General features: G+C 46.1%; 11 protein-coding genes. 6 read left to right on the top strand and 5 right to left on the bottom strand.

Annotated elements, in window-relative coordinates; genetic code table 11:
* Window positions 1-168: 168 nt before the first annotated feature.
* Entirely contained in the window at window positions 169-2,796 is a 2,628-nt protein-coding gene (gene glgP / locus H6G03_RS22525; RefSeq protein ID WP_190468791.1) for an alpha-glucan family phosphorylase, read from the bottom strand.
* 68 nt (window positions 2,797-2,864) lie between these two features.
* Entirely contained in the window at window positions 2,865-3,020 is a 156-nt protein-coding gene (locus H6G03_RS22530; RefSeq protein WP_190468794.1) for a hypothetical protein, read from the bottom strand.
* A 100-nt stretch (window positions 3,021-3,120) separates the two neighbouring features.
* Here H6G03_RS22530 and H6G03_RS22535 point away from each other — a divergent pair, with 100 nt between their 5' ends.
* From H6G03_RS22535 to H6G03_RS22560, 6 genes are all read left to right on the top strand, one after another.
* Complete coding sequence (locus tag H6G03_RS22535; RefSeq protein WP_190468797.1) at window positions 3,121-3,798, top strand: COP23 domain-containing protein; 678 nt, start codon at window positions 3,121-3,123, stop codon at window positions 3,796-3,798.
* A gap of 163 nt (window positions 3,799-3,961) precedes the next feature.
* Entirely contained in the window at window positions 3,962-5,623 is a 1,662-nt protein-coding gene (locus H6G03_RS22540; protein WP_190468799.1) for a tetratricopeptide repeat-containing S1 family peptidase, read from the top strand.
* 34 nt (window positions 5,624-5,657) lie between these two features.
* Window positions 5,658-6,278 carry a hypothetical protein gene (locus H6G03_RS22545; protein WP_190468803.1) on the top strand — a complete coding sequence of 207 codons (621 nt, stop codon included), beginning with the start codon at window positions 5,658-5,660 and terminating at the stop codon, window positions 6,276-6,278.
* Window positions 6,279-6,514: 236 nt separating this feature from the next.
* Window positions 6,515-7,246, top strand: a complete 732-nt coding sequence (locus H6G03_RS22550; RefSeq protein WP_199315423.1) for a phytanoyl-CoA dioxygenase family protein — start codon at window positions 6,515-6,517, stop codon at window positions 7,244-7,246.
* 13 nt (window positions 7,247-7,259) lie between these two features.
* Window positions 7,260-7,721, top strand: coding sequence for a DUF29 domain-containing protein (locus tag H6G03_RS22555; protein WP_190468806.1), 462 nt, complete (start codon window positions 7,260-7,262; stop codon window positions 7,719-7,721).
* Between the two features lie 94 nt (window positions 7,722-7,815).
* Window positions 7,816-9,576, top strand: coding sequence for a mucoidy inhibitor MuiA family protein (locus tag H6G03_RS22560; protein WP_190468808.1), 1,761 nt, complete (start codon window positions 7,816-7,818; stop codon window positions 9,574-9,576).
* Here the strand turns inward: H6G03_RS22560 and H6G03_RS22565 are convergent.
* The 3 genes from H6G03_RS22565 to H6G03_RS22575 all read right to left on the bottom strand — a co-directional run bounded on the left by H6G03_RS22565 (window position 9,518) and on the right by H6G03_RS22575 (window position 13,705).
* On the bottom strand, window positions 9,518-11,017 hold the full coding sequence (locus H6G03_RS22565; RefSeq protein WP_190468812.1) for a CHAT domain-containing protein: 1,500 nt from the start codon (window positions 11,015-11,017) through the stop codon (window positions 9,518-9,520). The two genes, H6G03_RS22560 and H6G03_RS22565, sit on opposite strands and share 59 nt — an antisense overlap.
* A 54-nt stretch (window positions 11,018-11,071) precedes the next feature.
* Window positions 11,072-12,094 carry a hypothetical protein gene (locus tag H6G03_RS22570; RefSeq protein WP_190468814.1) on the bottom strand — a complete coding sequence of 341 codons (1,023 nt, stop codon included), beginning with the start codon at window positions 12,092-12,094 and terminating at the stop codon, window positions 11,072-11,074.
* A 240-nt stretch (window positions 12,095-12,334) separates the two neighbouring features.
* Window positions 12,335-13,705: a pentapeptide repeat-containing protein gene (locus tag H6G03_RS22575; RefSeq protein ID WP_190468817.1), complete on the bottom strand. Its 1,371-nt coding sequence runs from the start codon at window positions 13,703-13,705 to the stop codon at window positions 12,335-12,337.
* Window positions 13,706-13,775: the final 70 nt, after the last annotated feature.

Raw genomic sequence — 13,775 nt, forward strand, 5'->3', positions numbered from 1 at the left:
ATGGGCTAGGGGCTAGGGGTTAGGGAAGAGGGAAGAGGGGAGAGGGAAGAGGGGCTAGGGGCTAGGGGTTAGGGAAGAGGGAAGAGGGAAGAGGGGAGAGGGAAGAGGTAAGAGGAATTTTGACTTTTGACTTTTGACTTTTGACTTTTGACCCCTCTCCCTTTCTTGTTATTGTGCCCAGAGAATCAATCCCAAATCGTAGGGACTGCTGAGATATTCGTGTTTCGGCAAAATACGCAGAGACATTCCCTGTAGACCGCTATAGGTGTAGGTAATGTTACCTGTGTAAATGCTTGTTCCGGACTGAGGATCTTGACCCTGGTATTCCATCACAGCTGGCACACCATTGACAATATCTCCGCTGGCGTTCACCAAACCGGTGTAAAGCTGTACTTGCAAGTCATCAGCACTTAAATCCGCCAGATCGATTCGCGCTTTAACATTAATAGTTTGGCCTACCTGGATTTGGCTTCCCCCAGATACATCAATGCTTTCGATCTTCATCTTGTACCATCGATCGAACAGCTTATTTTTCCAATCAGCTAACTCTCTGGCTGGTCTGTATCCTTCTCTTGTCATTGTAAAGTAGCGATCGCTCGCCGCAAAATACGCCCGCGTCCCATATTCCCGCACCATCCGCGCTGTATTGAAGAAAGGACAATTTAAGCGGATCGCATCTTTCATTTTGCTCACCCAACCGCGAGGGATATCTTCCGTATCCCGTTCGTAGAACAAAGGAACCACTTCCTGTTCCAGCAATTCGTATAGGGAGTTCGCTTCGACAAGATCCTGGTAGTTAAGGTCATCGTAATCTTCCCCGTGACCGATCGGCCAGCCGGTGCGGACATAATCTGCCTCATCCCACCAACCGTCCAAAACGCTCAAATTTAACAGTCCATTCATCGATGCCTTCATACCGCTGGTGCCCGATGCTTCTCGCGGACGCCTGGGTGTATTCAGCCAAACATCGCAACCTGCCACCATCAACCGCCCTACGTGCAAGTCATAATCCGGGATAAATACGACACTGCGGCTCATTCCTTCTTCGCGAATAAAGTGGTTGATTTCGCGGATCAGTTCTTTGCCTGGAATATCGTGGGGATGGGCTTTACCGGCGATGATAAACTGCACCTTGCGCTTTTTGTTGGCCTGTAAAATTCGCTTAATCCTTTCCCTATCCCGCATCCACAGGGTAGCCCGCTTATAGGTAGCGAAACGACGAGCAAAGCCAATTGTCAAGACGCCTGGGTCGAGGACTTCACCTGCATGGCCGATTTCGGCTGGGGAGGCACCGCGATCGCGCAGCTTTTGGGCCAATCGCTCCCGCACAAATACTACCAACTCAGCGCGGCAACGTTCGTGATAGCGCCACAATTCTTCATCGGGAATCGAAGTCACCCGTTCCCACAGGGGGTCGGTACTTCCCGCCCGTTCCCATCGAGGGCCAAGGTAGCGATCGTACAAACCTTGCATGACTGGAGACACGCAGCTGCGGGCGTGGACGCCGTTAGTAATGGCTGTGATGGGCACTTCTTCCAAAGGTAAATCCGGCCACAATCCCTTAAACATCGATCGCGACACGACGCCGTGCAGTTGGGCAACCCCGTTGACAAATGTCGCCATTTTAATGGCTAGAATTGCCATGCTGAAAGGTGCCGTCAGGTCGCCCGTTTCCTCCCGTCCTAATGCTAAAAATTCTTCTCGCTTTAGACCAAAACCATCGCCGTAGTAACCCAGGTAATACATCACCTTGTCTGGCGGGAACAAGTCGATCCCTGCGGGCACGGGGGTGTGGGTGGTAAAAATGCTACTCGACTTGACAACTGCGGTAGCTTGTGCGTAGCTCAATCCCTCTTCTTGCATCAGTACGCGGATGCGTTCCAGGGATAAAAAGGCCGAGTGTCCCTCGTTCATGTGGTAGGCGGTCGGTTTCAACCCCAGCGCCCTTAACGCCCGCACGCCGCCAATTCCCAGCATCATCTCTTGGTGAATTCGCATATCGATGTCGCCGCCGTACAATCGATCGGTGATATCGTGGTCGTATTGGCTGGCATTGGCATCAATGTTTGTATCCAACAGGTATAGCGGTACGGTTCCTACTTGGATACGCCAAATGCGAGCGTAAACTTTGCGACCTGGATAATCTACCTCAATCCTGATTTCTGTACCATCTGGATGGCATTCCAGATGCAGGGGCATATTATAGAAGTCGTTGATCGGGTAGTGTTCGCTCTGCCAACCATCCGCGTTGAGAAATTGGCTGAAATAACCTTCTTGGTAAAGCAATCCGACGCCAACTAAGGGAAGACCCAAGTCGCTGGCAGATTTGAGGTGATCCCCAGCGAGGACGCCCAAACCGCCGGAGTAGATGGGCACGCAATCTGCAAGGCCAAATTCCATTGAAAAGTAGACGTAGCACTCAGAATTTTGGATTTTGGATTGAGATGAGTCATCTCCTTCCATACTCCCCATCTGCTTTACCTGTTGCCCCAGTTTGCGCTTTTTGTGATACCAGGTTAATCGATGGTGGTAGTCCTCTAACTGTTGAACAGCTCTTTCCATCTGGGCGATAAAGCCTTCGTCTTCGGCTAGTTCTTGCAATCGCGTTTGCGAGATGGTGCCCAACATTAATACTGGATTGTGACGACTTGATTCCCACAGGTCTCGATCGAGACGGCGGAATAAGTCTTTGGTTTCGACGTTCCAATCCCAGTGGAGGTTGTAGGCTAGCTTCCGCAGGGGTTCCAGTCGCGGTGGTAGAGAAGGTGTAACGTTAAATGTGCGTATCGGCTGCATCAGTCGCAGAACCTCTTAGTCTCGTTATGGTTATTGTGCCCTCAGTTCTGTAGTGAGGGGTGCTTATCTTAATACTCTTTTGGGAGTTTGGGAAATTTCTCTCGTTGCATTGGTGTGCTGTAGAGCGATCGCATCTTGTTAAAATACCGATTTTTCTTCACCACCAAAATAGATGAGGCTGTTTGGGCGATCGCTGCATCTCCCAAATATAAATTTTTGGTCAAGATTTGACTTTAACAGCGGATTTTTATGGACAATGAAAATTAAACATACCATCATAATATATATAAACCCATAAAAGCAATCTTACCAAAGATATACTTTATGTTTAAAAAGCCACTTAGTAACCTTATTGCGGTCACTGCCCTTATTTTTTCCGGTAGTGCGGTCTTCCAGACTCAAGCCCAAGCCCAAAGTAGTTCCACTACCTTCCGCTGCGTTCGCTCTGGTAATGCCTATGCCACCGTTGCACAAAGAGGAGGCAAAACCTCAGCCCCGATGATTATTTGGGAAAGATACGTTAGCGCTGAGTTTACCCCACAACAGCGCTGCCAAACAGTCTCCCAGCGATTGACAAATGCAGTTGCCCAGAATGGTGGCAGCTTGCGGAATCTGCTGCTGACTACCGGCAAGGTCAACGGTCAAACGGTGATTTGTTACGTCAATACTCGATCGCGCTGTAACAACAGCAATACTCTGTTTACCCTCACCAATCCAGAGAGTATCAGAGACCCTGGCGCAGCCCTATCCAGTTTGTTGCGTTTCGGTACTGGTGCTAACACTCCCAGTCTGCGGGAAACCGAAGATGACGAACCAACTGTAAATATGGAAGCAGCTGTAGATGAAGCTTTCGCCGCAGGTGGTCGCGAAACGGTGGATGATGAGAATGAAGCTGGGGCTTCACCGAACGTCAGCCCATCTGATGAAGGCAACAGCAATCAAAATAACTCTAACGATGTTCCAGCTCCTGAAACGGGAGGCAGTCAGGGTGGTTCGTGGTAGTCAGACGATCGAGGAGGGTTTTTAACTTAGCCCAGTTAATTTTAGCATCGCCCCCTCAAGCCTGGGAATTTATCCAAGTTCCCAGGTTCTTCCTCCCATATTTATTTGTAAAATTCTGCCAAATTGCGGCATCTCATAATTGGTTTACGAGTGATAGTAGCTTATGAAAGTAAGTTTTTCTGCTTTTAATTTTCCTTCTAGCCTCCTAGCTGGGACAGCAACTATAACCGCAGTTTTGTTTTCTCAGGGAACCGTTTTTGCTTTAACCGATGCCCAACGCAGTCAAATCGGTGCAGCAGTTTACAAGATTGCGAATCCAGCGACCGTGCAGATTAATTATCTCAAAGGCGGTGCCGATCCTAACGATAGTAAAAGCCCTGAAGGTCTTGGAGGTTCTGGAGTAATTATCAAACGAGAAGGCAATACTTACACGGTACTGACCTGCCTGCACGTAGTAGCTTACGAAAAATCTGGTAATCAGCGGCCTCGGCTTACTGTTCGTACTTTTGACAATTTGAAACCGGGATCTCCGGTCTATGAGGTAACAAGCGTTACCAAGCTGGGAGATGTGGTGGAGTCTGACTTGGCAATAGTTACATTTACAACTGGAAATAGCGAAAAAACCTATCCAGAAGTAAAGGTAGCCGAGACGGCGAATCAGGCCGAAAATAATGCACTGATTTTTGTATCTGGCTATCCGGCTATACAGGGCAAATCCGGATCGCAAAGGCCATATAGATTTGCAGATGGTGTCGTGACCAAGCGCCTTAATGTCGGTTCTCCTCCAGGATTCGAGCCTTATACGATGCGCTACGACGCTCAGACCGAAGTGGGTATGAGTGGTGGCGCGGTATTTGATAAGGATGGTCGAGTTATCGCCATTCACGGAATGAGTGGTGCGATCGGATTAGCTGACGGCTTTAGTATGAGAAGTGGGGATAGGAATGGCGCAGTTCCGATCAACATTTTTTGGGAAAAGAAATCAAAATACGGGTTGGGTAAACTTGACATCAAAAGGGATAACGCTCCCAGTACTGATAACCCAAGCGAACGTCTCAAAAATCCAGATTCAGGGTTTGATTGGGAAAAGAAGGGGGCGGTGGAAGCAGCGCAAGGCAATAAAGAAGAAGCTGTTAAATCTTTTAACGAAGCGATCGAGCGCGACCCTTCTAGAGCCAATGCTTTCTTGCAAAGGGGAAATATCCGTTTTGACCAAGAGGATTGGCAGGGAGCGATCGCAGATTACGATCGAGCGATAACGCTGAATCCAGATTATACCAATGCCTACTATAACCGTGCTGCTGCCCGCTGGAACCAACGGGATAAGGAAGGGGCGCTGGCAGATTTCAACGAATATCTAACTCGTTCTCCTAACGATTTTGAAGCTTTCTTCCAACGCGGCAAAATTCGCAACTCGTTGGGAGATACGGAGGGAATGCTTGCCGATTTCGATCGAGTTGTCGCGCTTGTTCCCGAAGAACCCAGAGCGTATTACAATCGCGGTGTTGTGCGTCGCCAACTGCAAGATTGGCCCGGAGCGATCGAAGATTTGCAAAAAGCTGTTGACCTGCTCAAACAACAAGGTATGCGCGATGAAGACGATCGACGTTTTTATCAAAAAGCGCAGCAATTAATCCAAAGTCTTCAACCTACTGACGGTGCTGCTACTCCTCAACCACCAGAACCTGTAGATAACTCTGGCGATGTTACTCCGGATAATTCCGGAAATCAACAGCCTGAACCTGCGGATGATTCTGATGTTCGAGTTAACCCAGACGAGCCTGCAACTCCACAATCTCAGCCTGGGGGTGACAGTGGTTGGTAACTATGAAACTCAATTGATTGAGGAATCATCGATTATGAGTATCAATTATTATTCAGCAAGCAAGCGATCGACAATCAAGTTACCCTTTCTTTTAAATGTAGCTGCTGTACTATTGGGAATAACTTCTCCAGCAGTCAGTCAAACTGATGGGCGACTCCCAAACAATATTGCTCCGCATCGCTTCTACGTCGCACAGACACAAAACACACCCGCATCCGGACAGCCGCAGCGCCCCGCTACTGCTGGACAGTCTAGGGCTACTTATCGATTTACATTCACAACTTCCCTGGAATATAGCAAATGTTTGGATGATATCTTGTTACTTTATGAAAATAAAGCGCAATTCCAAGAGCGGGGAAGACAAAGTAATTGTTTGGCAGAAACTTTCCAAGCAAATTCAACGGGAGGATTTTCCAAAGCTCAGGCGCGGCAAATGATAGACTTTGCTAACAGGTACGCCACAACATTACTAAAACCGGGGCTGTATCCTCCCAGAGGTCAGCGAGAACGAATTGCTGGACTGTTGGGATTCGTTTATGAAATAGATAAAAACGACCAAGAAATTCGACAACTTGCCACCCAAGGTCTTCCACCTGTCGATCCTCCTGTTACTGAAGAACCTCAGCCTGCTGATGATGGTGGTGGTGGTTGGTAATGCGATCGCAGTTTATCTTGGTGTCATTTAACTTATCATCAGCGACAGGTTGACAAAATTCCAGAAGTTCTGCTTCTCTAGAATCTCTTTTACCATAATTGGCAATTACCGATCCCAAACGAAAGAAGAAGTGTTGTCTTATATCTTTTCGGTTGCGAGTAAAGTGCGTAGTTAGAAGGCAATAAAATCTATAATCTAACAGACATCCAAATAAATCCTCTTGCGGAACCCTAAGTATGTCTGGCGAATTTGCGAATTATTTAACTACGCAACATATATCTACGATCGTCTACTCTAAATCTATCCAAAAAGATGGATTTAGCATACTAGAAAGAGCGATCGATGCTAACCAAATCGCTGCTTACAAAAGTTTGTTGCAATCGGCAATTCAGCATAGCGATGCCAAAGGGTATGGGATGCGCCGTCTATTAGAAGAAATTCCAATGCTGCGACAGCTTTGTTGGGAAGTTCCGATTCGCAATTTGGTCGAACCAATACTCGGTAAAAATGCTTTTCCCGTGCGAGGGATATTTTTTGATAAAAATCCTCAAGCTAATTGGGGTGTTTCCTGGCATCAAGATATGACGATCGCCGTCAAGCAACGTATTAATATATGCGGGTTTTGGCCTTGGTCGCTTAAAGATGGCGTTCACCACGTCCAACCTCCCATTCCTATTTTGGAAAGAATGTTAACTTTACGCATTCATCTGGACGATACCTTAGCAGATAACGCACCTCTACAGGTTATTCCCGGTTCTCATCTTCACGGATATGTCAAACCGGAAAATATTCAAAAATTGAAAGAAAATGCTGTTACTTGTCCTGTCTATTCCGGCGGGGTATTGGTGATGAAACCTTTGTTAATTCACGCTTCCCAACCAGCAAAACAAGCAAGTCATCGGCGCGTCATTCATATTGAATTTGCGGCGGAGGAACTACCGGGCAGTTTAGAATGGTATGGTTCCTAAGTGGGGTGGAAGTATGAAAGCAAAAATAGAAATTAGCCAAAAAAGTTTGTACGAAACCGACTACCTGAAATGGATGGAAACCACAATAGAAAATTTGCGAGTTGGCGATTACTCAAACATCGACTGGGAAAACTTGATTGACGAAATAGGAGATATAGGACGGAGTGAGCGTAAAAATTTAAAGAGTAATCTTGTAGTAGTCCTCACTCACTTGCTCAAATGGCAGTATCAACCAGAATTCAGAAGCGGTAGCTGGAAAGGTAGCATTGTCGAACATCGCCGCCGCATTCGGGAAGCACTGAAAGATTCTCCCAGTTTGAAACCTTATCTGGAAGAAGTATTTGCTGAATGTTATGCGGATGCGGTGGAAATTGCGAGTGCGGAAACTGGTCCTTCAGTGCAAACGTTTCCGCAATTATGTCCTTACAGTTCGTCAGAAGTTTTGGATGCTAATTTTCTGCCAGAATCACTTTAACATTCAGGTGCGTTACGCGGTCGCTAACGCACCCTACGGAATTGGCTATTGCTCATGCCCTTGATAATAACGCAGCTTAGAGGAGAAAGTGGCAGTGACCGACTCACAAACACCAAACCAAACAACGAGTAAGACAATAGATACTCGCATTTCTAAAGTAACGGTTTACACAGATAGGGCGAGGGTGACGCGGCGCGGTGGTGTGGCGCTAACTGGGGCAGAACGACAATTAACGATCGCCCCTCTACCGATAAATGTACTGTCAGAATCTATACGCGCAACAGGTTCTGGTACAGTACCGGTGCGATTGATCCAAGTACGGACAGAAGCCATTCTCTCCCCCGAACCAATTTCAGAGCGGGTAGCCCACCTAAACCAGCAAATCGAACAATTGGAAGAAGAAAAACGCCGCATTCGAGATGAATTGAAGTCGCTTGAATTGCAACGTAATTTTGTGCAAAATTTGGGCGAAAAATCGGTAGAAAAATTTTCTAGAGGACTCGCTCAGCAACAAGTTTGTCTGAATGAAACGAGAGATTTACTGAGCTTTTTAGGTCAGCAAAATAGCGAATTGTCGAATGCGATCGCGCAGCTAGAGAAGCAAAATCAACAATTAGAAAAAGAAACACTAGCGCTGGGCAGGCAGTTGTGGGAAATAGAAAAATTTCGTAGCCTAGAAAGTTTTAGTATTATCGTTGCGATCGAGCCATCTGGCGCTGGTAATTTCGAGTTAGAAGTTTCCTACATCGTTACTGGTGCCAGTTGGACTCCTCTGTACGATTTGCGCGTCAATACAACAGCAAATACTTTGAATCTCAGCTATTTAGCTGAAGTTCAACAAAAGACTGGCGAAGATTGGTTGGGTGTTTCCCTCACTCTTTCTACTGCTAAACCTGGTTTGGGAACACTCCCGCCAAAGCTCGATCCTTGGTATATTGATGTGCAAAATCCATCTTATAACGCGCCTCAGTTTCTAAAAAAAGGAGCGCGGGGACGAGGTAAGGGGAAGGTTGCAAATCAGTTAAGTGCTGATGAAATTAATACTTTTGGGGACGACGACTACGACCTGGCACTTTTAAACGAAAATCAAACACGCGCTGAAGAATCAGAATCGGCACCTTCAGTACAAGCTGAAACTGTTACCGCAGTTGCTTCTACCTCTGGCGGTGTTGTCACATTTGAAATAGGCGGTAACAGCGACATTCTCAGCGATGGAACACCACACAAAATTACTATTTTTAATGATAACTATCCTTGTCGAAAAGAGTACATCGCCATACCTCGATTGGTTAGTTTCGCCTACTTGCAAACAAATGTTACCAATCCGCCAAACGGTGCTACCCTCTTACCCGGAAAAGCGAATATTTTCCGCGATGAAACTTTTGTCGGTACAAGCCAAATAGAAAACGTTTCACCTGGGGAAGAGTTCAAGATAAATTTAGGAATTGACGAAGGATTGAAGATCGATCGCGACTTAGTAGAACGAAAAGTAGATAAAAAGATAATATTCGATCGGCGTCGCACAACTTACGCTTATCGCCTAAACATTGCCAACTTACAAGAGCGAGAAACCACCTTGAAGCTAACAGAGCAATTGCCAGTGAGTCGGAACGAACAAGTAAAAGTACATCTAACTCAAAGTAATCCTAAAATTCAACCAGGTGAGATGGGATTGTTACAATGGTCGCTAACTTTACCCCCACAGTCAAAACAGGAAATATACTATCAATTTACAGTAGAACATCCCCCTTCCTTGAGCATAAGCGGATTGGACATTTGGGCGTCGCTATCTCTAATCAATTCCAATTACCAATCATCGTATAACCAGACCAGAAGTAGGGATGAGATAAAATAATTGTTTCACCTCCGCTAGCTATTTCTGGAGGGAGAGGAATGCGACGACCATCAGATAATAATAACTCTCCCCTTTGCAATCGGACTTGTCTTTTCAACATACCTAATTGAGCTTCTCTCAAAGCTTCTACTTTTATTGGTGCCGTTCGCAACTTGTGATAAAATTCTGTCATCAGCGCTAGAGAACCTACATCGCTAGCATACCAGAGACTGCCAACAGCAGTTTTTACACCCGCCTGAACTGCCAAACCTGCAAATCCCAATTCTGCTTGTTCGTCTCCCAGCGCAGTTCTACAAGCACTTAAAACCAGCATTTCTACTTTTGGAGATTTATGCCACTCCAATTGGCGCGAAATTTCTTTGAGTCGATCTAACTTGAGTTTAGAATTCCAAAATTGAATGTAAGATTCGCTGACTTTTCCTGGTTGAAATTCGGCATGAGTAGCTATGTGGATAATCCCAAAACGTTGCTGGCGACTGAGAGATTCCAATTTTTCCAATGTTGATTCTTCGTTTAAAAAACCTTGACCTTCCTGCCAAAGAATGTTAGTCAAAGTCGGCACTTCTACTGCTACTGCCGGTAAAGGAGATTGTGACTGGGTACTTTTAGATATTCCCATTGCCAAGATCCGCGAATTGGCAATGGGAATATGACGAGTATCGGTAAGGCTAAAGCTTGGGATTAAAGCCAAATTATATTGCTCGATCAGAAAATTTTGGCCGTTGAAAAAAGCGGCTATTGGCAGCGATCGCAAACCTGCATCCATTGAAAATATTAAGCTGTCTATTTTGTTAGCTGCAAGTTCTGGTTGCACGGGAGCAACTATCCATTCATATAGTTTTTGTCCAAAAGTTCGGTAATCGTTGTTGAGATTGGGATTGGTTACTTCTGCACGAAATTGTTTGGCAACTGTTTGGAGAGTTTTTCGATTGGCGGCAGTGACAATCTTGCGAACGAATAAAGTAGAATTATCATTTTGTTTAGATGTTGCCTCAGTACAACGTCTGGGATTGGGCAAAACAAGTAATAATTCCAGTTGTTTTTCTAGAGATATTACGTAAAGTACTGCCGCTTTTTTCCCAGTCGTTTCAGCCAAGTTACAGAGAATTTGAGATATTTCTTCAGGCGAAACAGTTTGACCGAAAAAATTAGTGCCGAAGTATTGGCCAAATTCTACTGCTTGGAGTTCTTCAAACATCTGCACTGACCGACCGAAATCTGCTTGCTGTAAATTTCGATCGAACCCACTACGATCGACTCTTATTCCGCCTATATTTTGCGGCGGTTCGCTACCTCTTTCAACAGGTTGGGGATTAATTTCTCCTGGGTTGGGAACAGTCACATCCGACTGCGTTCCCGATTGGTTAAGTCCTGGTTTGGCTAAAACAAAAAGACAACCAATAACCAGCACAACATAGAGCGAATATTTAATCAATTTCATCTTTTATGCTAATCGGTAATTGAATCATTGCCTATGCAGCATTAGGCTTGGTATTTAAAATGATATTAAATAACCTACTCCCAAGATAAATCGGCTCCCATCACCAGCACTGCCAGTAATATCGGTTACCCCAGGCGTAACCACCAAAGGAATATTGCGGAACGGTAAAACAGATAATCCGATCGTCAAATCTTGACCTGACCATTCTGCTATTAAATTTACAGGTTCGGCTACTCGCACGGCAACACTGCTAAAAAAACCAACTGAATTGGCATCTTTATTAATGTTAGATTCGGAACGGAATTGGCCGCTACCAACGCCAGCAGAAACATACAGTTGACTGAAAGGCCGATCGACTCGATCGCGCAGGCGAAATCTTTTTGTCACCACACCGTAAACGCTTGTACCGCTATCCGTAAGACCCCAGTCGATCGCATTTAGAACTCCCACAGCAACGGCAAAATCATCAGGTAACTGGCGATGAAGCTTGAAGCTGATACTACCATCTTCTGCCGTATCCAAGTCAGCGATCGACACACCAATATCCACACCCACCGCCTTTCTACCATCCCCCAGTCCAAAACCAACTCCCAAAACCCCATCAGCTTCATTGGTGAAACGAGTTCTTGGTTGTAAACCCAAACCAACGCTGATACTTCCCCATGATTTACCATAAGCTGTCGGTGTAATGACAGAAATGTTGGGAGCAATACCGTATCTACTAGGCGCAAGCAGCGTTGACGATGGCACCAGTGGCAAGTTTTGCGGTACAAACGGCTTTTCTTGAGATGCAGAAGGTTCAGTTTGTAAACTGGGAGTACCCGTTTGCGGAGAACTTGCCTGCACATCCGGTATCTCAGGGGTTTGGGCAAAAATATTATCTGCAAACCAGTCCAACGACGCGCAGGAGTTTTGTTGGGAAAGGCTACAAAAAACTAAAGCTACATCCCTTTCTGGGGCGAGTGTCTGTTGTGCGAGGCTAGTTTTCGGAGCTGCTGCTGTGGCGATCGCAAGCGCAGAAACGATAAACTTCAAGACAAAATGAGTAGGTCTGGGAGGATCGCAAGTTAATCTCATTGAAGCAGTGTTTTGGTAGATGAGCCGATTTGGCCAGAGTTAACCAATTTTAGAATTTCGATTTTAGATTTTAAATTGACTAGGGCTACAAAAGGACTCAACACATCAAAAAACGCTCCAAATCCTTAAATCTGGAGCGCAGCGAGCCTGTCGATCGCCAATCGATCGACAATTACAGCTGGAACACCTATTGAGTAATCCCAGAAACCGTAGGATAGGCGATATCTTCCGCCCTAACCTCTATCTCGTCACTTGACTCAAATTTACCTCACCCAGATTAACGTCAAACCGATTCGTACCATCCAAAGTTGTGCGAGTCCAATCTGCCTCTGCGATTTGTGCCCCACTCAGGCACGCCCCTCTCAAGTCCGCTCTCGTCAGATCTACCCCTCTCAAGTCAGCTTCCCTTAGATCGGCCTGATTTAAACAAGCTCCCGTCAAGTCTGCGCCTCGCAAATCTGTCCTGCTGAGATTTGCCCCACTCAAATCTGCTCTGGTCAGATCTACCTTTCTTAAATCGGCTTCGCTCAAATTTGCCTGATTCAAAGAAGCTTGAGTCAAGTTTGCACCTCGCAAGTCCGCTCCTTGCAGCTTTGCTCCTTCCATCTGTGCCTTTCTCAAGTCTGCTCCAGTCAGGTCTATTTGCCTCATGTCTGACCCGGATAGATTCGATCGACGCAGATTTGCACCGCTCAAATCCGCACCGTTCAAGTCTATCCCGCTCAAGTTCACCTGCGCGAGCGACGCATCTGGAGCAATTAAAACAGCTCCCGCCTTATCTGGCTCAAAACCTTGAGAGAAGCGCGTGTCCTGACAGTAAACAGCTCTTTTAAGTAGTACATCCCTCAGATCTGCTCCATTCAAGTCAGCCCCACTTAAGTTAGCTCCACTCAGATTGGCCCCGTTCAGGTTTGCCCCGCTCAAGTTGGTTTTTCTCAGGTTCGCCCTCCGCAAGTCTATCCCCCGTAAGTCTGCCCCATTTAGATCCACACTGCTGAGGTTGATATCCGGAAGAGATGCTTTAGGGGCAATCAAGTAAGCCCCTGCTTTACTGGCGTCAATACCTTCGCTAAACTTAGTCGCGGGACTGTAGACTGCATTTCTCAGAGTCGATCCTTTCAAGTCTGCCCCTGTCAGATCTGCCCCACTCAAGTTAGCTCCCGCGAGGTTGGCATTTTCCAAGTTAGCCCCGACCAGGTTAGCCTTGCTTAAGTTAGCTCCCCTTAAATCGGTTTCAATCATTTCTGCGCCAACTAAGTTGGACTTGCTGAGATTGGCTCCCCTTAGATTTGATTTTCTAAGACTTGCCAAATTCAAACACGCTTCAGTGAGGTTGGCTCTACTCAGACAAGCTTCCGTTAAGTCACACTCAATTAAGTCAGCATAACTCAGACAGATTTCACTCATATCTACCTGTCTCAGGTCAGCTTTTCTCAAATAAGCACCCTTTAAGTAAGCACCTCTTAGGTCTGTTCCTTTCAAAGTCGGCGTTGCCAAATTCGCACCTGTAAATGCCTGCCAATTTCGGTCTTTGTCACTCAAGGATGGCGAGAACGAAAACCCACTATTGAATATTGATTTAGATGGATTGTCGCCTCGTTGATTAGCCACGTTTTTAAGTATTTATACGCTAGGTAGATGTTTTGAAAGCGGTCTCTCACAGGAGACTAGAATATTTATA

The organism is Aerosakkonema funiforme FACHB-1375 (assembly GCF_014696265.1).
Taxonomy (GTDB): domain Bacteria; phylum Cyanobacteriota; class Cyanobacteriia; order Cyanobacteriales; family Aerosakkonemataceae; genus Aerosakkonema; species Aerosakkonema funiforme_A.

Coding starts and splice junctions, on each gene's coding strand:
- H6G03_RS22540 (WP_190468799.1), top strand. CDS start 3,962: ATGAAAGTAAGTTTTTCTGCTTTTAATTTTCCTTCTAGCCTCCTAGCT.
- H6G03_RS22570 (WP_190468814.1), bottom strand. CDS start 12,094: ATGAGATTAACTTGCGATCCTCCCAGACCTACTCATTTTGTCTTGAAG.
- H6G03_RS22545 (WP_190468803.1), top strand. CDS start 5,658: ATGAGTATCAATTATTATTCAGCAAGCAAGCGATCGACAATCAAGTTA.
- H6G03_RS22555 (WP_190468806.1), top strand. CDS start 7,260: ATGAAAGCAAAAATAGAAATTAGCCAAAAAAGTTTGTACGAAACCGAC.
- H6G03_RS22535 (WP_190468797.1), top strand. CDS start 3,121: ATGTTTAAAAAGCCACTTAGTAACCTTATTGCGGTCACTGCCCTTATT.
- glgP (WP_190468791.1), bottom strand. CDS start 2,796: ATGCAGCCGATACGCACATTTAACGTTACACCTTCTCTACCACCGCGA.
- H6G03_RS22550 (WP_199315423.1), top strand. CDS start 6,515: ATGTCTGGCGAATTTGCGAATTATTTAACTACGCAACATATATCTACG.
- H6G03_RS22565 (WP_190468812.1), bottom strand. CDS start 11,017: ATGAAATTGATTAAATATTCGCTCTATGTTGTGCTGGTTATTGGTTGT.